Source organism: Alteromonas sp. ABH4_454, from assembly GCF_056311775.1.
On record NZ_CM149972.1, the window covers coordinates 3,242,579 to 3,263,866 of the forward strand.

General features: G+C 44.3%; 15 protein-coding genes. 6 read left to right on the forward strand and 9 right to left on the reverse strand.

Annotated features, from left to right (window positions below):
• Positions 1-68 precede the first annotated feature (68 nt).
• Positions 69-704 carry a 1-acyl-sn-glycerol-3-phosphate acyltransferase gene (locus ACYX4W_RS14240; protein WP_474806422.1) on the reverse strand — a complete coding sequence of 212 codons (636 nt, stop codon included), beginning with the start codon at positions 702-704 and terminating at the stop codon, positions 69-71.
• 312 nt (positions 705-1,016) lie between these two features.
• On the opposite strand from ACYX4W_RS14240, the gene ACYX4W_RS14245 reads away from it, so the two are divergent.
• The 4 genes from ACYX4W_RS14245 (at position 1,017) to ACYX4W_RS14260 (ending at position 5,940) form a co-directional block, all read left to right on the forward strand.
• Positions 1,017-1,799 carry an NRDE family protein gene (locus tag ACYX4W_RS14245; protein WP_476073606.1) on the forward strand — a complete coding sequence of 261 codons (783 nt, stop codon included), beginning with the start codon at positions 1,017-1,019 and terminating at the stop codon, positions 1,797-1,799.
• A 147-nt stretch (positions 1,800-1,946) separates the two neighbouring features.
• Positions 1,947-3,137 (forward strand): amino acid aminotransferase, encoded by a 1,191-nt coding sequence (locus ACYX4W_RS14250; protein WP_476073607.1) that lies wholly within the window; start codon positions 1,947-1,949, stop codon positions 3,135-3,137.
• Between the two features lie 309 nt (positions 3,138-3,446).
• Positions 3,447-5,612: a S46 family peptidase gene (locus ACYX4W_RS14255; RefSeq protein WP_476073608.1), complete on the forward strand. Its 2,166-nt coding sequence runs from the start codon at positions 3,447-3,449 to the stop codon at positions 5,610-5,612.
• A gap of 70 nt (positions 5,613-5,682) precedes the next feature.
• Positions 5,683-5,940 (forward strand): hypothetical protein, encoded by a 258-nt coding sequence (locus ACYX4W_RS14260; protein WP_476073609.1) that lies wholly within the window; start codon positions 5,683-5,685, stop codon positions 5,938-5,940.
• Between the two features lie 155 nt (positions 5,941-6,095).
• On the opposite strand, the gene ACYX4W_RS14265 is transcribed toward ACYX4W_RS14260, so the two are convergent.
• The 4 genes from ACYX4W_RS14265 to ACYX4W_RS14280 form a co-directional block, all read right to left on the reverse strand.
• Complete coding sequence (locus ACYX4W_RS14265; protein ID WP_118494392.1) at positions 6,096-6,554, reverse strand: YaiI/YqxD family protein; 459 nt, start codon at positions 6,552-6,554, stop codon at positions 6,096-6,098.
• 25 nt (positions 6,555-6,579) lie between these two features.
• A complete protein-coding gene (locus ACYX4W_RS14270) occupies positions 6,580-7,341 on the reverse strand; it encodes an SDR family oxidoreductase (protein ID WP_474826012.1) in 762 nt (253 codons plus the stop codon).
• 150 nt (positions 7,342-7,491) lie between these two features.
• Positions 7,492-8,259, reverse strand: coding sequence for an SDR family NAD(P)-dependent oxidoreductase (locus ACYX4W_RS14275; RefSeq protein WP_476053968.1), 768 nt, complete (start codon positions 8,257-8,259; stop codon positions 7,492-7,494).
• Positions 8,260-8,337: 78 nt separating this feature from the next.
• On the reverse strand, positions 8,338-10,140 hold the full coding sequence (locus ACYX4W_RS14280) for an acyl-CoA dehydrogenase (RefSeq protein WP_476073610.1): 1,803 nt from the start codon (positions 10,138-10,140) through the stop codon (positions 8,338-8,340).
• Positions 10,141-10,282: 142 nt separating this feature from the next.
• On the opposite strand from ACYX4W_RS14280, the gene ACYX4W_RS14285 reads away from it, so the two are divergent.
• Together ACYX4W_RS14285 and ACYX4W_RS14290 are read left to right on the forward strand one after the other, a co-directional pair.
• Complete coding sequence (locus ACYX4W_RS14285; RefSeq protein WP_476073611.1) at positions 10,283-11,272, forward strand: GlxA family transcriptional regulator; 990 nt, start codon at positions 10,283-10,285, stop codon at positions 11,270-11,272.
• 260 nt (positions 11,273-11,532) lie between these two features.
• On the forward strand, positions 11,533-13,809 hold the full coding sequence (locus tag ACYX4W_RS14290) for a TonB-dependent receptor (RefSeq protein ID WP_476073612.1): 2,277 nt from the start codon (positions 11,533-11,535) through the stop codon (positions 13,807-13,809).
• 90 nt (positions 13,810-13,899) lie between these two features.
• On the opposite strand, the gene ACYX4W_RS14295 is transcribed toward ACYX4W_RS14290, so the two are convergent.
• The 4 genes from ACYX4W_RS14295 to ACYX4W_RS14310 form a co-directional block, all read right to left on the reverse strand.
• On the reverse strand, positions 13,900-14,256 hold the full coding sequence (locus ACYX4W_RS14295; RefSeq protein ID WP_476073613.1) for a hypothetical protein: 357 nt from the start codon (positions 14,254-14,256) through the stop codon (positions 13,900-13,902).
• A 153-nt stretch (positions 14,257-14,409) separates the two neighbouring features.
• Complete coding sequence (locus ACYX4W_RS14300) at positions 14,410-16,572, reverse strand: prolyl oligopeptidase family serine peptidase (protein WP_476073614.1); 2,163 nt, start codon at positions 16,570-16,572, stop codon at positions 14,410-14,412.
• 48 nt (positions 16,573-16,620) lie between these two features.
• The gene (locus ACYX4W_RS14305; RefSeq protein WP_476073615.1) at positions 16,621-19,755 is read right to left on the reverse strand and encodes an efflux RND transporter permease subunit; all 3,135 of its coding nucleotides are present in this window, start codon (positions 19,753-19,755) and stop codon (positions 16,621-16,623) included.
• Positions 19,755-20,987, reverse strand: a complete 1,233-nt coding sequence (locus ACYX4W_RS14310; RefSeq protein ID WP_474806398.1) for an efflux RND transporter periplasmic adaptor subunit — start codon at positions 20,985-20,987, stop codon at positions 19,755-19,757. The genes ACYX4W_RS14305 and ACYX4W_RS14310 overlap by 1 nt, the downstream gene beginning before the upstream one ends.
• Between the last annotated feature and the right edge of the window lie 301 nt (positions 20,988-21,288).

Genomic DNA, 21,288 nt, shown 5'->3' on the forward strand with positions numbered 1-21,288 from the left:
GACCTAGCCAAATACGCACCGTATTAGTCTATTTATGACAGATGCGTACATACCACTTACAAAAATGGTTATGGCTTTATAATGCAGTTTTTAGGATATTTTGCGCAAACATTATCATAAAACGTATAAATAGTTTGCATTTGTTCATCTATATTAGTCACTTTCTGAATAATTGGCCCCAATACAATTCTTTTTCTAGCGTAGTCCAAACCTATGACTTGAACAGGAATTTCAGCTTGTTGTGCAATATGCATAAACCCCATTTTCCATGGATAAATGGGGCTACGAGTACCTTCTGGCGCTAAGGCAAGAATAAGCTGATCAGCCTCTTTAATTTTATTTGCAATAGAGGTGACCACGCCGTGAGCTTTACTTCTTTCAATGGGAATGCCCCCTAGCCTCCTTACAATGGCACCTAATGGTGGCTTAAAGATGGTGTGTTTACCAAAAAAGTTAATATTCAGCTTGAATGAAAAAACCACGAATAAGCCAATAAAAAAGTCCCAGTTTGATGTATGCGGTGCTACCGCTAATATGGCTTTTTTCTGATTAATCAGTTCGCCTTCTACTTGCCAGCCTCTTTTTGTGAGCACCCACGCGGCAAACGAAGACAGCCAGTTTGGCCACTTACGAGGGATACTGCTCCCTACGACGACTTTACTGGCTAATTTAGAGTGGTTATTAGAATGCGAGGGTTTTGTCATTATTATTATGCTCTGCTTTTTGTTCTATTATGGGTTTTATTTAAGATTTGGTTTGGCAATTTATATACTGGTGAGCTATATCACATGGCATTATTGGCAGTTTGCTTTCAATACTTCATTTACCTTCGTGCTTTCTTTTTCTGTTTTGTACCCGCATATTCCTTTATTACGTAACACACTATACTGCACGTAACACATCATACTGCGCGTACATTAACGAAGAGTAATCAAAATAGAAATGTAACGCAATTGTTAACAGAAGCAATTCAGCTATGTGTGGTGGACAAGTTAAGAAAAGGACACTAGTACGCTATGTGTATTTTATTTATCGCAAACAAGATGCGAGATGACTACCCTCTTATCATTGCGGCGAATCGAGACGAGTTTTACGCAAGACCGACTGCACCTTCAACATTTTGGGAAAGCCACCCGCACTTGCTTGCGGGGCAGGATTTAGAAGCTGACGGCACTTGGATGGGTGTTACGCGTAACGGGAAAATTGCAGCGCTTACCAATGTGAGAGACCCACACAACATCAATAAAAATGCAGTATCCCGCGGGGCATTAGCTGCTAATTGGCTTAAACAAAACCCGGCCCAAAAAGATTATGACGAGCAGTCAGCATATTTAGCTACGCTTGAAGAAACTCGTCACCAGTACAACGGATATAACTTAATATTTGGTGATGTAAATGCACTTCGCGTTTACAACAACGTAAACAATTCGACCCATTCAATTGATACCGGTGTATATGGGTTGTCAAATGCTGATATTGCTACTCCTTGGCCAAAAGTCACTCAAGGCGTTACTGCCTTAAATGACTATGTGCAGCATCAAAGCACAATCAATGATGACGATTTATTTGATATTTTACGTCACGAAAATAAGGCAGAGGATGCCCAGCTACCCGACACGGGTATAGGTTATGAATGGGAGAAGGCATTATCTTCCATTTTCATTCAAACCGAAAAATACGGCACGCGTACGTCTACCTTGTTGTTGATTGATAAAAACAATACGCTCACTTGGAAGGAACGTCGGTTCTCAGACAAAGGAAAAGCATTGGAAACTCGTGCCTTTTCTTTTTCAATTTAAGGTATTTTTGAAATGAAACTTTCGTTTACGCTTTATAAAGCAGATTAATTGAAATATTTTCAACCTTTAGGGGTCGTTTTTTCTACCATCGGTGGCATAATGCCTGCCTGCTAATTATTGCACACCAACGTAACGTGAGGACATATCGTGTTTGAAGTATTACCCCATCTCGCCCCAGATCCAATTCTTGGCCTGTCAGCTGCTTTTCGTGAAGACACCAACCCAAATAAAATCGATTTAGGTGTTGGCGTTTATAAAGATGAGCAAGGTAATACCCCTATTCTTTCAAGTGTCGCAAAAGCGCAAAAAGTGCTTTTAGACAAAGAAACCAGCAAAACCTACATTACGCCTCAGGGCAACCAAGGTTTTATCGACGGTATGTTGTCTTTGCTTTTAGGTAAGAATAGCCCTGTACTTCTTGCTGACCGCGTTGCTGCGGTTCAAGCTCCAGGTGGTTGTGGCGCGCTGCGTATTCTTTCAGAGTTGCTAGTGCGTTGTAATGAAAATGGCAAAGTATGGGTAAGTGACCCAACATGGGCTAACCATATTCCACTTATCGGCTCTGCGGGCCTTAAAATTGAAACCTACCCGTACTTCGATAAAGCATCAGCGAGCATTCGTTTCGACGCTATGATGGAAACCCTTCGCAAAACTGAAAAAGGCGATATCGTTCTTCTTCACGGCTGTTGTCACAACCCAACAGGTGCAGATCTTACTAATGCACAATGGGATGAAGTACTAGAAGTAGCGAAAGAGCGTGAATTCTTACCTTTCATCGATGTGGCTTACCTTGGTTTCGGTGAAGGTTTAGACGAAGATGCTTATGGCATGCGTTTGTTGGTCGAAAATCTTCCAGAAGTAATTGTAGCGGCGTCTTGCTCTAAAAACTTCGGCCTTTATCGCGAGCGCGTTGGTCTTGCAGCTATCATCACTGAAGATTCAGCAACCCGTAAAATTGCGCAGGGTCAAATTCAGTCAATCGCACGTGGCATCTACTCGATGCCGCCAAGCTACGGTGGTGCACTAGTAGACATCATTCTTTCTGACGAAGCACTTAATAACGAGTGGGTATCTGAAGTGAACGAAATGCGCGACCGCATGAAGTCTCTACGTGCCATGCTTGTTCAAAACCTTCACGATAATGGCTCACCAAAAGACTTTAGCTTCGTGAACGACCAAAAAGGTATGTTCTCATTCTTGTGTATCACACCTGAGCAAGTGCGCGAAGTACGTGAAAAGCATAGCGTTTACTTTGTAGATTCTAGTCGCGTAAACATTGCGGGCATCAATCAAGAAAACGTGGAAACACTAGCGAAAGCATTGGTGTCAGTGCTGTAACTGAAAACTAGCGGTTTCAAAATTTCAAAAGGCAGAGTTTGATACTCTGCCTTTTTTGTTTTCGTTCGAATTATTCGCCTTTCCCTTCTCCTTTCGCCCTTGCTTCTTGTGCGACAAGTGTATTCATACATGCTTTCAATTGCAGTTAGTCACACTTCCTAACAAATTTACCTTGTGCTTTATATACTTTTTTATGGGGCATACATAACAATATCGTTACACTATAACGATGTTAACGTAGACGTTAACTTTGTATTTATTAATACTGACGTATCACAATGAGATTAACGACAAGAACAAGGATCACTGATGTCTAAAGTAAGTGTATTTTGTATTTCTGCCGCATTGCTAGGCAGTGCTATGCAGGTAGATGCTAAGGAAGGCATGTTCACCCCAGAACAGCTCCCCTCAATTGCAGGAGACTTAAAAGAAACCGGTTTGGCAATTCCTGCCAGCAGCATTAACGATTTAACCGCCTTTCCTATGGGTGCAATTGTATCACTTGGTGGGTGTTCAGCATCCTTTGTGTCTGACAAAGGCTTAGCAGTAACCAATCATCACTGCGCACGCGGTTCAGTGCAATACAACAGCACCCCAGAAAACAACTACTTAAAAGACGGCTTTTTAGCGAAGGAAATTGGTGATGAACTACCCGCAGCACCGGGTACACGCATGTTCGTTACGGTCGATTTTTCTGACGTAACCGACAAAGTTATTGGCGGTATCGGTGATGATGTTCAAGGGCGTGAACGCTACGACCTTATCGAAGCTAATCGTAAAGCACTCATTGCAGAATGTGAGTCTGAAGCAGGATTCCGCTGCTCTGTTCCTTCGTTTTTCCAAGGCCTTGAGTATAAGCTTATTAAACAAATGGAAATCCGTGACGTGCGTATTGCCTATGCGCCTGCTGACTCCATCGGTAAATACGGCGGTGATGTAGATAACTGGATGTGGCCTCGTCACACTGGTGATTTTTCTTTCTATCGTGCTTATGTGGGTAAAGACGGCAAACCAGCTGATTACAGTGAAGACAACGTACCATTTAAACCAGACCATTTCTTAAAAGTTTCAGCTGCTGGCCTTGAAGACGGCGACTTTGTAATGGCGGCGGGTTACCCGGGCTCAACCAATCGTTATGCCCGTTTATCGCAAGTCTCTTACACATTTGATTGGCTATATCCAACCTACCTTGAGCTAGTGGATGCGTGGATTAAAACCATTGAAAATGCGTCTGAAGAAGGCAGTGATGCACGCATTAAGTATGAAGCAACGCTAGCGGGCTTAAACAACTTTCACAAAAACACCTTGGGGCAGCTTTCTGGCGCCAAACGTGTTGGACTCGTTCCCCGTCGCGCAGAGCGTGAAGAGCAGCTGGCAACATGGCTTGATAAAAACGGTAAGAGTGAAATGAAGCAAGCATTGGCTGCTCTTGACGCGGTTAGCGCTGAACAAATGCAAATGAACAAGCAAAACTTCTGGTACAACAACCTAAGTCGCGCACAGCTTTTATCCTCTGCCCAAAACCTCTATCGCAATGCTATTGAGAGAGAAAAGCCAGATGCCGAGCGTGAGCGTGGGTATCAAGAGCGTGATCAAATACGCATTAAAGAAGGCGTAGAACGCATTGAGCGCCGTTTTGATGCGGTTGTTGATCAAGCTGTGTGGCAAAAGATGATCAGCATGTACCTAGAGCAGCCTGAAGAAAACCGCGTTGCGGCTTTCGATAAAGCAGTAGGCATTGATGGTGATACTGACGGAAAAACGCTTCAGAAGAAGTTAAAAGCGTTTTACGACAATACTTCACTTACCAGCACTGAGGAGCGTTTAAAATGGTTAACCGCAAGCCGTGCTGATTTTGAAAACAGCAATGACCCATTCATTAAGCTGGCAGTTGCACTTTTCGATACCGAAATGGCAATCGAAGATGAAAGCAAAACGCTAAGCGGTAAAGCTGCTGCACTTCGTCCTAAATACATGAGTGCGATTATCGAGTGGCAAAAATCTTTAGGCAGCCTTGCTTACCCAGATGCAAACAGCACGCTTCGTGTGACTTACGGTAATGTGATGGGCGGTTCGCCAAAAGATGGCCTTATCTACGAACCCTTCACTCGTCTTGAAGGCATTACGGAAAAAGATACCGGCGAAACACCGTTTGATTCACCGAAAAAGCAGCTAGAGCTTATTGAAGACAAGCAGTACGGTCCGTACAAACTTGAAGACATCAATAGCGTACCGGTTAATTTCCTAACGGATTTAGATTCTACAGGCGGTAATTCGGGTTCAGCAACGCTTAACGCAAAAGCAGAACTAATCGGGTTGCTGTTTGACGGTACATTTGAAAGCGTTAATTCAGATTGGGACTTTGACCCGAAAACAACCCGTACCATCCATGTGGATAGCCGCTACATGCTATGGGTAATGGAATACGTTGACGGTGCTACAAACCTCATCGAAGAAATGACCATCGTAAAATAACGACTGCGCCAATGGTGGGGTCAGAGTCGCGACTCTGACCCTACTACTTTACGATGCAATGGAGAACGTTATGAGAATACTAGTAAGACTTGTGAGTATCGCCGTGGCTGCATATGCATGCTATAGCGGCTTAATAACCGACGAGTGGAAAGCATCTATCGCTATTATTGCTCTGTGTGCATTGGTATTTTTAGTATCGTTTGCCAAAAAGACTGGCGCCAGCAAGTCCAGTTCCCACGGAGACAGTAGCGCTGCCATTTACACGCCAAGTATCAGTTCAAATTCAAACTCATCTTGCGGCAGTGATGCCGGCGGCGGCGACTGCTAAAGCTAATGGGGTCAGAATACTTTTTTCAGTATACAAAGTACGCTGACCCCATATTTTATGTTGACGGTGCAACAAACCTCATCGAAGAAATGACCATCGTAAAATAGCGACAGCGCCAATAGTAGGGTCAGAGTCCCGACTCTGACCCCAATATTTTATTTGAGGTTGCGGAGGCCTTGGGTTAAGAGGCGGTCTAGCGCATTGGCAAAGTTTTGTTTGTCGCGCTGGGAGAACGCCTTTGGACCGCCTGTGTGTTCGCCACTTGAACGCATGGTGTCCATGAAGTCTCGCATACCTAAAATCTGCTTGATAGACGACTTGTCGTATTCCTCACCGCGGTTGTTTAATGCGAACGCGTTTTTTGCCAGAACATCAGCAGCCAATGGGATGTCGTTGGTTATTACCAAATCACCCGCTTCACACTTCTCTACAATGTAATCGTCAGCAGCATCAAAGCCAGAAGGCACTTGCGTTAAGGTGATGTGTTTGTCTGGTGGGACAGACATAAAATGATTAGCCACCAAAGACAAAGGCAGCTTGGTACGTCTAGCTGCCTTAAAAAGAATGTCTTTGATAACCGCAGGGCACGCGTCGGCGTCAACCCATATATGCATGGTCGTATCTCGTAATTGAAACTAATTACGCTAGCATACCACCATCTACTACCACTGTCGTGCCTGTGGTGTAGCTTGATGCATCTGAAACTAAGTATAGTACTGTGCCGGCCATTTCGTCTGGGTCGGCTACGCGGCCTAGCGGAATAACTTTCAGCGCGTGCTTCAAGATTTGCTCGTTGGTTGTTAACGCTGACGCAAACTTGGTGTCGGTCAAACCTGGCAGTAATGCGTTTACGCGAATGTTTAAGCTACCGCACTCTTTAGCGAATGACTTAGTCATACTAATAACGGCTGCTTTGGTAATAGAGTAAATACCTTGCATGTCGCCCGGTGTTACGCCGTTTACTGAAGCGGTATTGAGTATGACGCCACCGCCCTGCTCTTTCATCATTTTGCCTGCTTCAATCGACATGAAGAAGTAGCCACGAATATTCACGTCTACAGTCTTGTTATAAGCGCCTAAATCTGTATCTAAAATATGACCAAAATAAGGATTTGCCGCCGCGTTATTTACAAGAATATCCAGCTTACCGAAATCACGTTTGATGACATTGAAGGTTTCGGTAATTTGCTCCATTTCACCTACGTGGCACGCCAGCGCCGTTGCTTTTCCACCTGCGTCGCGAATTGAAGATGCAACCGCTTCACAGCCGTCAATTTTGCGGCTTGATACAATAACGTGAGCACCATACTGAGCCAGCAACCGAGCAATAGATTCGCCGATACCGCGGCTAGCACCAGTTACTAGTGCAACTTTTCCTGTTAAATCAAATAGGTTGTTCATTAAACATTCCTTCTCTTGCTGTTTTTACGCAAACTACGTAGCACAGTGTCCTATCTACGATAGCTGCATTTGTCGTGTAATAAGTCTTTTAAAGGCTTTAAAAATACGCTCCCCAAAAGCTTATCGTTTTATCTTCGCCACACTTGACTCTTATGCCAACATACCGCCGTCAAGTACCACAGACTGCCCCGTCATAAATGACGATTCATCACTACACAGCCATGCAATAGCATTTGCAATTTCTTCAGGCTTACCCAAGCGTTTCATTGGGTTGGCTGCAATTAACCCTTTTTGACCGCGTTCATCTAATTTAGATAGCACGCCTTGAACCATAGGCGTATCAACAAAACTCGGGCATACCGCGTTGATACGAATATTCGCTCGCGCGTATTCCACCGCTGCCGATTTAGTCAGCCCTATTACCCCGTGTTTAGACGCACTATAAGCACTTATCATGGGCGCTGAGCGTAGCCCTGCTACAGAAGCGATATTGATTATATGACCGCCACCTGTAGTGGTCATATGCTTCAGCGCGTTTTTCATGCAATACCAAACGCCTGCCAAGTTAACCTGAATGTTTTTCATAAACATCGCGTCGTCGACTTCGGTAAGAGGCGCAGGAAAATGGTCGATACCCGCGTTGTTTATGATCACATCTATCTTTTCAAGATGAGAAAGGGCCGTTTCGAACATCGCCTTGACCTGAGCAGGGTCGGTAACATCAACCGCCACTGCATAGGCTTTACCACCTGATGCAATAATTTCTTCAGCCAGTGTTTTGGCGTTCTCTTCGTTTAGATCGGCAATACCTACTATTGCACCACGTGCACTTAAAACGCGAGCTGACGCGGCACCGATCCCCGAGCCACCACCAGTAATAAGAATATGTTTACCTTCAACATTTGCAGCTACATTCATTAGCTGTACTCCAGTTTAATTTATGTGCGCTGCATCTTCTTCTGCAATGTCTTAAGCGCACATAGTAATGATATAAATTTAGAAATAGCTTGCCTTAACGTTGTTGCAAGATGCTTCTCGTGACGTCAGTACTTCTATATCGCGGCTTACTAGCGGTAGTTCCCAATTTAAAAAATACTCTGCTGCGGCAAGTTTTCCTTCGTAGAAGTCAACATCCTGATCCCCTGCACCATTACTTAACGCTTGTTCGGCAACATTAGCTTGGCGCAGCCATATCCAACTCACTACACAGCTTGAAAATATGTTTAAGAAGCAGCTTGCGTTGGTTAACAACACAGACTGTTTGTCAGAACGCAAATCTGCAGCAGCTTGTTGTATAAGTGCGCCAAGCTGGTCTAAATAAGGTTTTAATTTTGCTGCCAGCGCCTGTGCTCTCGGCGTTTCTGCACGCTTCATGTCGCTTGTTACTCGCGCTAGTAAAACTTGCAAACCTTTACCATCGTGCTGCCACAATTTTCTTCCTAGCAGGTCTAACGCCTGAATACCGTTGGTGCCTTCGTGAATTGGGTTTAGGCGGTTATCGCGCCAGCATTGCTCAACCGGGTATTCGCGGGTGTAGCCAGCGCCGCCTAAAATCTGAATCGCCAAGTCGTTAGCTTTAGGGCCAAACTCTGACGGCCACGCCTTAAATACAGGGGTTAAAAGGTCAAGGAGCTGAGAAAGCTCAGTGCGCTTTTCACTGTCTGCTTCGGTTTCCATTTCATCAATCAACATGCTGCCGTATAAGCAAAGGGACATACCGCCTTCACAATACGCTTTCTGCGCTAGCAGCATACGGCGAACATCACCGTGATTAATAATAGGCGTTGGTTCGTCTTCAGGAGCTAAATTTGGCGCTGCGCGCCCTTGTGTGCGGTCTTTAGCATATTCTAGTGAATAGCGATAACCGCGATACCCAATCATTGCCGCACCGTAGCCCACACCAATGCGCGCTTCGTTCATCATCATGAACATATAGCGCAAACCTTGATGGGCTTCTCCGATTAGGTAGCCGTGGCAATCGCCATTTTCACCAAAGGTCAATGCAGTTGAAGTGGTACCTCTATAGCCCATTTTATGAATAAGGCCGGCAAGAGTTACATCATTGCGTACATCTGGGTTACCGTCAGCATCAAGTCGGTACTTAGGTACGGCAAATAGTGAAATGCCTTTAACACCAGCCGGACCGCCAGGAATTTTTGCTAGTACCAAATGAACTATATTATCGGAAAGCTCATGTTCACCGCCAGAGATATAAATTTTGCTACCTTTGATGCGGTACGTACCATCATCTTGTGGCTTCGCAGAGGTTCGAATATCAGCAAGTGACGAGCCCGCATGAGGCTCGGTAAGCGCCATTGTTCCAGTGAAGTCACCTGCTAGCATTTTTGATAGAAAAGCGCTTTTGATATCGTCTGAGGCAAAGTGTTTAATTACATTGGCGGCAACTGCTGTTAAAAAAGGATATGCGGTAGACGACGGATTTGCCGCTAAAAAGTAGCCCGCACAGGCATTCATTACGGTGACGGGAAGCTGCATGCCACCATCTTCAAAGTCGAAATGACCCGCAATAAAGCCTGATTCCCTGTATGTATCGAAAGCGACTTTCACTTCGTCGATCATAGATACTTTGGTGCCATCAAACGTAGGCTCATTTTTGTCAGCTACTGCGTTATGAGGAAGAAACAGTTCTTCTGCCATCTTTTCTGCCATATCTATAACGGCGTTAAAGGTTTCAACATTGTGTTCTTCAAAACGTGGCTTTTCGCACAGTACTGCTGTGTTCAATACCTCGTACAGCTGAAATTGCATTTCACGGCGTGGAATAAGTTGGTCGGCCATGTTGTTCTGTCCTCTACGAATATTTGTTAACGCATTGTGTCATATTCGTTATCATGTCATTATTGTCATTTATGACACAATAATGGCCAATACCGCCAACAATCACTGTGTTTTATTTTGTTTTATAAATTTAATTATTTTTATGAATAGCGCTAAATTTACTGTTACCGTTCTCGGTTTCGATCAAGCCTTGGCATCTGCCATTACAGGCGCACTTGATGTATTTGCGTTTGCTGGTATTAGCTGGCAGCGAATTCACAATTTGCCCACTGCACCACAATTTAAAGTTCAACTGGCGAGTCATCACGGGCAATCTATTCTTTGCTCCAATCAAGTTGTGCTACAGCCGAATATTGCTATTGAAGATGTTTCTCACACCGATGTTTTGCTTATTCCAACTATCGGTGGCGATATTGATGAGGTACTGAATGATACACAACCGCTGCTGGTTCATATAAAGCGCCTTCAAAAAATGGGAGCGGATATAGCAGCTAATTGCACGGGTAATTTTTTATTAGCGCAGACGGGTTTACTTAACGATAAAACCGCTACGACTCACTGGGGTTACGCCGATAAATTCGAAACCATGTTTCCGAGCGTAAACCTGCAGCCAGAGAAAATGGTGACAGAGGACGACACAGTCTATTGCGCGGGCGGCGGTATGGCATGGATTGACCTGTCCATCCTTTTAATAGAGCGTTACTGTGGTCACCAAATTGCCAGCGATACTGCAAAGTCTCATGTGTTGGATGTGTCCAGAACCAGCCAAACGGTTTATGCAAGTAGTCGTCAACGACGATTCCACACCGACAAAGTGATTAAAGCGGTCCAATCTTTTTTGGAACGAAACTTACAAAGCAAATGTACGCTTCATGATTTAGCAGTGCGGCACAATATGACAGAACGTACATTGATACGACGTTTCAAAAGTGCTTGCGATACCACGCCCGGCCAGTATTTACAATCGCTGCGAATTGAACATGCAAGGAAACTACTCGAGACATCCAGCATGCCGCTAGAGCAATTGATCAATTCGGTAGGCTATGAAGACCTGAGTTCTTTCTCTCGGTTGTTTAAAAAGAATACGGGGCTGTCGCCTTCTCAATATCGAACAAAGTTCAAGCGCGCGTGAGGACGCCTAAATCGCTTTGCAAACAAGCACCAAAGAATGTCATTTTCCCTAATGATTGCTCTAAGACCGTGCATCACACTTTTTAGGCCACATTAGCAGTACCTAATATTGTGCACTTTCGACTAACTCACACCTTTTTTTGCACAAATATGAAGTTTTTATTTAAAAGTTTGTGTAAAATGCAACGCCAAGCATAGATTGTTAATTTTTGTGCTAAAAACACTACAAAAGTATAATTTATAAATCATCTTGGTGGAAACATGAGAACACACAAAATCGCCACGCTAGCGTTAGCCGTTAGTGCTGCGTTCAGCTCTTCAGTTCTTGCACAAGAGGCCGCATCGACAGAAAAAAAAGAAGCCTCACTTGAACAGATTACCGTAACTGCGCAAAAGCGTACTCAATCAATACAGGAAGTACCTATTTCTGTTGCGACATTAAGCGGTGAAAAATTCGAAAGCCTTTTCTCAGGCGGTGAAGATATTCTTGCTTTAGCGGTTCGCGTTCCAGGCCTTTATGCCGAGTCTTCAAACGGACGCGTTGCACCACGCTTCTACATTCGTGGTTTAGGTAATACCGATTTTGATCTTGCTGCATCACAACCTGTTTCTATTATCATGGACGAAGTGGTAATGGAAAACGTGGTACTTAAAAGCTTCCCGCTTTTCGACGTTCAGCAAGTTGAAGTACTTCGTGGCCCACAAGGTACTCTTTTCGGTCGAAACACCACAGCAGGTATCATTAAATTTGATACAGTAAAGCCTACACAAGATGTAGAAGGTTACGCGAAAGCTGGCTTTGGCTCTTACGGTACTATGAATTTTGAAGGCGCAATTAGCGGTGGTCTTACTGACGAGCTTTCTGCGCGTTTATCATTGCTATCACAAGAACGCGACGACTACATTGATAATGCCTTTACAGGCGAAAACGATGCAATCGGTGGCTACGACGAAAAAGCTTATCGTCTACAGCTTCTTTGGGAACCATCAGCTGACTTCTCTGCCCTTCTAAATGTACACGGTCGTGAGCTTGAAGGCACAGCCTCTATTTTTCGCGCTAATGTATTTACCAAAGGTAGCAACGAGCTAAACGAAAACTATGATCGCGAAACCGTATACTACGATGGTGATCTAGAAGGCGATGGTATTGATAACAACCCACAAGAATACGACGGTTTTGGTGCTTCACTTAAACTAGAGTACGACATGGATGAGGTTACCTTCACGTCAATCTCAGCGATTGAGACTGCTGAGGGTTCAAGCCTAGGTGATGTTGATGGTGGCTTTAACCGTGCTGACGGCACTTCAGGCCCTGGGTTTATTCCTTTCTCTGCGGTAACGCAAGATAACCTAGACGATCTAGAGCAGTACACCCAAGAATTTAGATTTTCAAGCAACACGCGCGATGCCTTGAACTGGCAGCTAGGTGCTTTCTACTACGATGCATCGTTTAACGTTACCAGTATTGATGGTTTCTTTGGTGCAACAACAGTATTCCATGAAAACCAAACATGGGCAGTATTTGGCCAAACGTCTTATCAAGTAAATGAGAAGCTTAATGTAACGGGCGGGATACGCTATACACATGACTCTAAGAGCCTAGTGGTTGGTGATCAAAACGTTGACGGCTTTGCGTTAGTAATTGGCGCAGCTCAGGTTCAAGACTATGAAGACATTGACGTAGATGACGGTCAAACTAGCTTTGAACTAAGCGCAAACTATCGCGTTACTGATGATATGTCTGTTTTTGCTCGCTATGCTAACGGCTTCCGTGCTCAAACAATTCAAGGTCGTGACGTTGCATTTGAAGGCTCGCCTTCCGTAGCAGACGCTGAAACCATCAACTCTTTTGAACTTGGTATTAAGTCGGACTTGTTCGATGATTCACTACGCCTAAACGCTGCAGCATTCTACTACACGGTAGATGACATGCAGTTCTCAGCAATTGGTGGTGGCAACAACTTTACTGCCCTTGTAAACGCAGACAAAGGCGAAGCATACGGTTTTGAAGTAGACGCACAGTGGCTAGCGACTGATGAGCTTACGTTTACAGCGGGTTACAGCTATAACCACACTGAAATTAAAGATGACTCACTGACTGTTTCACCGTGTGGAACAAGTGCGGCTTCTGATTTTACCGGTAACTGTACAGTAACTGACCCTCGTCCAGACGGTTTTGTAGCCTCTATAGACGGCAACCCATTCCCTCAGGCGCCAGAGTCTATCTTTAACTTCACTGCACGTTACACCATCCCTATGGGTGATGATGGCGAGTTCTTCGTATTTACTGATTGGGCGTTCCAAGGTGAAACCAACATCTTCCTATACGAAGCGGTTGAGTTCACTACTGACGACAACTTTGAAGGCGGTCTACGTATTGGTTACGAAAACTTTGCGCACAATTACACTGTAGCGCTATTTGGTCGTAACATTACTGACGAAGACAATGTTAAAGGTGCAATCGACTTCAACAACCTTACAGGTATCGTAAATGAGCCGCGCGTTTGGGGTGTTGAGTTCAAGTACACTTACTATTAAGCAAAGATAAGTAGCTACTTTCATTTATCGTAGCTATTTGGATTATCAAAAGCGGTGGCGTTGAAAAACGGCACCGCTTTTTTATGTCTTTTACGCCGCCATATGAACATCAGACGTAGGCATTTGCACTAACTGCTGTAGCTTTCTACACACCTGCACCCAGCGCGCGACTTTTTGATAGTAGACTTGCTCTATCAATTGCCCTTTTTCATCAAACAGAAAGCTTGCTAACTTCCCTTTGTTACTCGGCATATAAAAATGGTGCACGGTAAATTGCTTTGATAAAGGGGCGTGTGCAACTTTTTGATACATACAAAAAGGCAGTGCGTTTGCGCGCTCATCGCCCCCTGTAAGGCGAGTACGGCGTTGAAACGTGTCTGAACCGAATTCAGCCAAAATGCCGTGTTTTGAAATAAGCTGATCAATCGCTTTAATGCCTGTTTGCATAATTCTCTCCTAAAGGTTGTTCGAAGTAGCCCAACCGAATAAGACTCAAAATAAACCATACTGATATTTATACAGTATATGGTCATTTGTTTAAAATGCAAACAAAAAAGCCGCTTTTTACAGCGGCTTGTTTTCTTTCGAAATAATGAGAAGTTAATTAAGAGCGGATTCTAAAAACGCCCACTGGTCTGCATACCCCTCAATTCTCATCCACGTAGGCGTGCCTGCGCCGTGACCCGCGCGAGTTTCTACACGAAGCAGTACTGGGTTATCACACCCTTGATCTGCCTGTAATTGCGCCGCGAACTTATAGCTATGCCACGGTACTACTCTGTCGTCGTGATCACCTGTTGTTACCAATGTGGCCGGATAGCACGTGCCAGGTTGAGTATTGTGAAGTGGCGAATAAGCATAAAGCGCTTCAAATTCGTCTTTGTTTTCACTTAACCCGTAATCAGAAGACCATGCTCGCGCATTTGCACTTGGCGTGTGGTAGCGAAGCATATCTAACACGCCCACTGCTGGTAGTGCTGCAGAAAAGAGGTCAGGTCGCTGGGTTAGTGTTGCGCCCACAAGTAACCCGCCGTTAGATCCACCTTGAATACCCATTTTGTCTGGGTTGGCATAGCCACTTTCAACTAAATACTCACCTGCCGCAATAAAGTCATCAAAAACGTTTTGCTTGTTAAGCTTAGTACCAGCCTTGTGCCACTGCTGTCCATATTCACCACCACCTCGTAAGTTTGCGATAGCCAGCACGTTGCCCTGCTCTACCCAAACCATGCGTGACACTGAATACCGTGGAAGCAGTGAGATATTAAAACCACCATAACCGTACAATAGGGTTTTGTTGTTTCCGTCTAGCTTCAAGCCTTTCTTGTGCACAATAAACATGGGAACTTTAGTGCCATCTTTACTGGTATAAAACACCTGCTTGGTTTCGTAGTCATCATAATTAATACCTGTATCAATGGTTTTAAATAGCGATGACTCACCACTTTCAACGTCATAGGCATAGACCTGACCTGGGTTAGTAAACCCAGTAAGTTTATAAAAAGTGGTACCTGCATTTTTACCGCCATAGAAACCGCTCACGCTCCCGATATCGGAAAACGCAATCTCATCGACTTTTTTGCCGCTTAAATCAAATACACTCACCTGCCCTTTAACGTCTTTTAGATACTGAGCAAAAAGCTTTTCACCTAAAAGTGACACGCTGGACAAGGTATCAGGTGTACTTTCAATTACGGTTTCCGTTGCTTTAACGCCACCATCGAAATCAACCTTAATAACCTTACCTGTTGGCGCGCCTGCAGTAGACTTAAAAAATAGCGCATCTTTGTGTTCGCCAATTAGATCGTATCGCCCATCCCATTGGTCGAAAACGGCAACAAGCTCACTGTTTTCTTTTTCAAGAGATTTAGCGTAGACACCGTTAGCCTGGTACCCCTCGAAAACGGATATAAGCAAAGTATTTCCGTCTTGCACAACTGATGGGTACGGGTTCCAAGTGGGTTTATTTTCAAATGCAAAGATCTTTTTATCTGCACTTTGCTCTGTACCTAACGCGTGAAAATAGATAGATACAGTTTTGCTATCATCGTATTTACCCGCCTCATTTTTTGGATAACGAGAATAGAAAAAACCACTTTCATCGGGAAGCCATGCAATATTTGAAAACTTAATGCCTTCAATGGTATCGGTTAAGTCTTTTTTATTGTTGGTGTTACGAACGTGAATGGTCTTCCAGTCGGTGCCGCCGTCTGACAGCATATAGGCAAGATAAGACGCTTTAGGGCTGAGTTCAGTCGACGCCATTGACACGGTGCCGTCGTCACTCAGTGTATTCGGATCGATAAGTACTTCAGGTTCACCATTCACGCCGTCGGCCATATAAAGTACATACTGATTTTGTAGGCCGTCGTTATAAGAATAAAACAACTTGCCGTTCACCATATAAGGTGTCGAATACTTTTCATAATCCCACAGCGCGGTTAAACGCTCTTTATAAAGCTCTCTAGAGGGTAAATTCGCTAGATAAGGACGAGCCAAAGTGTTTTGCGAATCGACCCAAGCTTTAACTTCTTCGCTCTTTTCGTCTTCTAACCAACGATAGGGGTCGCTTACCATAGTGCCGTGATAATTATCTTGCTGCGCAACGGTTTTGGTTGATGGATAGCCAAGAACTTTCGGCATAGCAAGGCTTTGGGTTTCAGTTTCAGCCAAATTAGTTTCAGGGGTATTTGAACTTGTGCAGGCAAAAGTTAAGCCTGCAGATGCTGCAACCACCGCAGCGTATATTAGCTTTTTCTTCATGTTTTATTCCTTAAAAGAAAAATGCCGGTGTTACCCGGCATTATCTATTTAGCTTTCTGTCGTAAGTTCTACGTGTTTTCGACCTTTAAACACATTTTTAATGTCGTTTAAAATTAAGTACAGTGCAGGAACAAGCAGCAAGGTGATCACTGTGGCAAATAAAATACCGAAGGCCAGAGAAACCGCCATTGGAATAACAACCTGAGCCTGTAGGCTGCGTTCAAATACTATCGGCATTAGACCCATAAAGGTTGTTAATGATGTCAATATGATAGCTCTAAAACGCTGTGTACCAGCGCTAATAGCCGCGTCCATAAGCGACATACCTTCTTTACGCGCGCGATTTACAAAGTCCACCATAATCAAGCTATCGTTCACTACAACACCTGACAAGGCGATGATGCCGCAGACAGACAAAACGCTAACCGCCATGCCCAGTACCAAATGTCCGACTATGGCGCCAACAATACCAAAAGGGATCACCGACATGATAATCAAGGGTTGGCTATAAGATTTAAGCGGTATGGCTAGTAAGGCATAAATAGCAAACAGTGCAAACAAAAGCCCCTGCATTAGGCTAAACATAGCATCAGCCTGCTCCTTTGAATTTCCTTGAAGCTGAAACTCAACATTTGGGTAGCGGGCCAGTAGGTCTGGCATAAAGTTTTCAATGACATCGTTAGTCACTTCTGATGGGTCAAGCAATGCTTTATCCACCACACCCGTTACGGTGACTGAACGTTTTCCATCTACACGAATGATTGAATCGAACCCTTGCCCTACGGTGAATGTAGCCACCTGCTCGAATGGAATCTCTTGACCATTTGGCGCACGAATACGCATATTTTCAAGGTGTTCTATAGAGCTGCGTTCGGCTTTCGGGTAGCGCACCATAACTTTTATTTCTTCATCGTCGCGCTGAATACGCTGCACTTCTGCACCGTAAAAACCAAAGCGAACTTGCTGACCTAAATCGCGAAGTGAAATGCCTAACGCATCGGCCTGAGGTTTCAGCGCTAGCTGAATTTCTTCGCTACCGCCAGAGAAGGTATCGTTAATATCGGTAACGCCTTCGTATTTATCTAAAGCCTCTTTTATATCGTCACTAATAGCGCGCAACGCTTGAATATCGCTGGAACTAAATTCAAAGCTAAGGTCAGCGCCGCCGCCAGGGCCACCCGGTGAGCTAATATTAAATGACTTCACGCCAGGAATTTCAGGGACCTCTTGACGCCACATATCCTGAATCTCAAAGTCTGTAAGCGTGCGGGTTTCACCTTTCGTTAGCTCAGCAAATATTTCACCACCTAAGTTACCATTGTCAAAAGCAATCGCGTGCTTAATGACATTTTCGCCCGACTCTTCTGCGACTTTGTCATCCATGCGGTGCATAGCTTCGCGAAGTGTAGTGAGTACCTTGTCTCGCTGCTCTAGTGACGAACCGGGCTCTAATTCAAAGCTGGCCATCATGAAGTCACTTGGAATATTCGGGAAGAATACAAAGCGCACGATGCCACCACCGAATAGCCCCACGGTAAGGATCAGCATCGCCAAAAATACGGCCACTGTTGTATAGCGATTGCGTATTGCTTTTGCTAAAAACGGCGCGTACTTATTATTAATAAATGTCTTTATTCCTTCACTGAAGAAGTCTCGGAACTTTTGGAACGCGTTGGCTTTTTCCGGATCATAAGGCTTAAGCTTCATGTGCACTAAGTGCGCCGGCAGGATTAACTTCGATTCAATAAGCGAGAAAATAAGACAAACAATAACCACCATACCGATGGTTTTCCAAATTATGCCGAACGGCCCAGATACCATAAGCATGGGTGAAAAAGCGGCAATGGTGGTTAAGACACCAAAAGTTGCCGGCATAGCAACTTTTTTAACGCCCGCAATAACGTTATCAGCACTGTGCCCCTTTTTGTCTATTTCTGAATAAGCTGATTCACCCATGATAATTGCGTCATCTACCACAATCCCTAGTACAAGAATGAATGCGAACAGGCTCAGCATGTTGATGGAAACACCAACCATATCTAACGGCATTACAAGCAAGGTGCCAAGGAAGCAGACTGGCAAGCCAACAATAACCCAGAATGCGAGTTTAATTTTCAAAAACAAAGAAAGAACTAAAAATACCAGCAGCGCACCGAAGAACATGTTCTCAAGCATCATGTTAAGTCGGTCAGCTAGATAGAATGAGCTATCGCCCCACGTATCCGCAGTAATATGCGCAGGAAACTCAGACTTTTTACTGTCAACGTAATTATTAACCTGCTCAGAGATCTCTAGGGCATTTTGATCGCCTACAGCCTGCACGCGCAAGCTAACCGCTGGTTTATCATCAAACAGCGCGTATTGATTGTTTTCAATAAAGCCATCGTTGATATAGGCAACATCACCCAGAGTAACGCGGGTACCGTTTGAATTTGTAACTAATACTATCTGGGAGAAGTCCCAACCGGTATAAGCCTGCCCTTTTGTTCTTAGCAGTATGTCGCCATTTTCCGTTCGGATTGAACCACCTGGTAAGTCAACACTGGTTTGGCTTAAACGCGCCACTACATCAGCAAACGTCAGGTTATACTTCTGCAAATCAACTTCAGAAAGTTCTACAGAAATTTCATAATCTCTTGCACCTACAACCTGAACACTTGATATACCCGGCAAGTTAGCAATGTCGTCGCGTAAGTCTTTAGCAAACTCTTTTAACTCTCTTTCAGATGCGTCTCCGTAAACCGATAGCCATATCACATCCTGTTGAATTTTTTGACGATAAATAACGGGCTTTTCAGTATCCGCAGGAAAACTTGGAATGGCATCAACTTGAACCTTTACTTCATCAAGTAGAGACTGAACATCGTAGTCTTCCTCAACTTGAATACTTACCGTACCCATGCCTTCTACGGCCGTTGAGTTTAGCTGTTTGATGCCTTCTAAATCTTTTATGGCCTCTTCAATTTTAAGAAGCACACCTTCTTCTACTTCCTGAGGTGCAGCACCTAAATAAGGTACGCGGACGCTGATAACATCTATTTCAAAGCTTGGGAATACCTGCTTTTGTATACTGAACGCACTGAACAGCCCGCCAACGATAAGCAAGATCATTAATAAGTTTGCCGCTACATTATTACGCGCAAACCAAGCAATTAAGCCTTTGTTGGTATCGATGCGACTCATTAGTTGTCACCTTCCGATGATTCGCTTTCCACGATGTCTGCGCTATCGGTAGTGTCTGCTTCCGCTGTGTCAGCAAGTACCGGCTCGTCACCTGGCAGGCGTACTTTCATGCCGTCGTAAGGGTTAGGCACGGCACTGGTTACCACCAAACTTCCTTCTGCAATACCTGAGCGAATAAAAACATCTTTTGCTGTAGTACGGGCTACTTCGACGGGTTTAATTTCAATTTCGCGATTGTCGTTCACCGTCAGCACGGTGTTGTCTAAACGCAAAATGCTGCGAGGTAATACTAAAAGTTCTTCGTCTTGACGTGAGGTAATTTCTGCTTCAACAAATTGCCCAAAACGCAGTGGGGCTTTGTGTGAAGACTTCAAGTTATAAGGGTCTTTCACTTCGACAATGGCGTACACTACTCTGCTACCTGTATCCAAGATGCCCTCTGAACGCACCAGCGAACCTTCCCACGTAGTTTTCACACCGCCAACCGAGGCTGTTAAGGATACTGGCGCACCATCGCTTGACTGCCCCGCAATATTAATAAACATCAAATCGCTGTCGGTAATAGGTAACCTAACTTCAGCGGTATCGGTGGAGTAAATGGTGCCAAGTACAGAACCCATCGCCACAAACTGACCAAGGTCTATATTTCTTTCAACCACAATTCCATTGTACGGCGCAGTAATTTGGGTTCTTGCTAGGTTGCGTTTAGCGCGCTCTAATTTAGCTTCTGCCGCTTTTACATTAGCCTGTTCTTTTGCCAATTGAGGCTTTCTTAAGCCTAACTCGGGCGGCGCTACGCTGCTTACCGAACGCCATTCTTGCTCGGCCACTTTACCGCGAGCTATTTCTTCTTGAAGTGCCGCTTGCGCCTGTGCTAATTCAGCTTCAGCTAGTTTGAGGTCTGTGCGGTAATCATCTTGTTCTAACGTGGCAAGTACATCGCCTTTTTTAAAAGTTCCACCAGCAACAAAAACTTTCGACAGGCTTATAACCTGACCACTGACCTGTGCACTTAACGATGTTTTATTTTGTGGCACCACATTGCCTTGAGATTTAACAACAAAATTTACGGGTTCTGCTGTTACTTCCTTAGCATCAACAAGAAAAGCGGGGATTTCCACGGGCACCTGCTCTGGCGGCTTACGTGACTTGATCATAACCGTCGCGGCGATAAAGGCGACTAGCACGATGACTAATGGAAGACCACTTTTCATTAACATGGAGTTTTTCATTTACTATCCCTGGAAGAGAAGGCATCCGAGTTAGTGAAGCTTCAACAGTAAACTACTGCGCTAATCACTTACCACCTGATTACCCACTAAATTCTATTATTATTGTTTCAACACTAGTGTACTGATTTTGCGTTTTGTATGCTCAGTTAAGATTGTTAAATTTTGTGTCTGATTATTGTTTTTAATATATACGCAAAAATCTGAAGCCCTAATATAGAAAATTCTTAAAAGAATACAAAGTAAGATTGATAATTATCAGGTTTTCGTTGATTATTTAAGCACTCATTGGTTATGAGTTAAC

Coding starts and splice junctions, on each gene's coding strand:
- ACYX4W_RS14310 (WP_474806398.1), bottom strand. CDS start 20,987: ATGAAAAACTCCATGTTAATGAAAAGTGGTCTTCCATTAGTCATCGTG.
- ACYX4W_RS14275 (WP_476053968.1), bottom strand. CDS start 8,259: ATGAATGTAGCTGCAAATGTTGAAGGTAAACATATTCTTATTACTGGT.
- ACYX4W_RS14265 (WP_118494392.1), bottom strand. CDS start 6,554: ATGCATATATGGGTTGACGCCGACGCGTGCCCTGCGGTTATCAAAGAC.
- ACYX4W_RS14245 (WP_476073606.1), top strand. CDS start 1,017: ATGTGTATTTTATTTATCGCAAACAAGATGCGAGATGACTACCCTCTT.
- ACYX4W_RS14295 (WP_476073613.1), bottom strand. CDS start 14,256: ATGCAAACAGGCATTAAAGCGATTGATCAGCTTATTTCAAAACACGGC.
- ACYX4W_RS14290 (WP_476073612.1), top strand. CDS start 11,533: ATGAGAACACACAAAATCGCCACGCTAGCGTTAGCCGTTAGTGCTGCG.
- ACYX4W_RS14300 (WP_476073614.1), bottom strand. CDS start 16,572: ATGAAGAAAAAGCTAATATACGCTGCGGTGGTTGCAGCATCTGCAGGC.
- ACYX4W_RS14285 (WP_476073611.1), top strand. CDS start 10,283: ATGAATAGCGCTAAATTTACTGTTACCGTTCTCGGTTTCGATCAAGCC.
- ACYX4W_RS14240 (WP_474806422.1), bottom strand. CDS start 704: ATGACAAAACCCTCGCATTCTAATAACCACTCTAAATTAGCCAGTAAA.
- ACYX4W_RS14305 (WP_476073615.1), bottom strand. CDS start 19,755: ATGAGTCGCATCGATACCAACAAAGGCTTAATTGCTTGGTTTGCGCGT.
- ACYX4W_RS14280 (WP_476073610.1), bottom strand. CDS start 10,140: ATGGCCGACCAACTTATTCCACGCCGTGAAATGCAATTTCAGCTGTAC.
- ACYX4W_RS14270 (WP_474826012.1), bottom strand. CDS start 7,341: ATGAACAACCTATTTGATTTAACAGGAAAAGTTGCACTAGTAACTGGT.
- ACYX4W_RS14260 (WP_476073609.1), top strand. CDS start 5,683: ATGAGAATACTAGTAAGACTTGTGAGTATCGCCGTGGCTGCATATGCA.
- ACYX4W_RS14255 (WP_476073608.1), top strand. CDS start 3,447: ATGTCTAAAGTAAGTGTATTTTGTATTTCTGCCGCATTGCTAGGCAGT.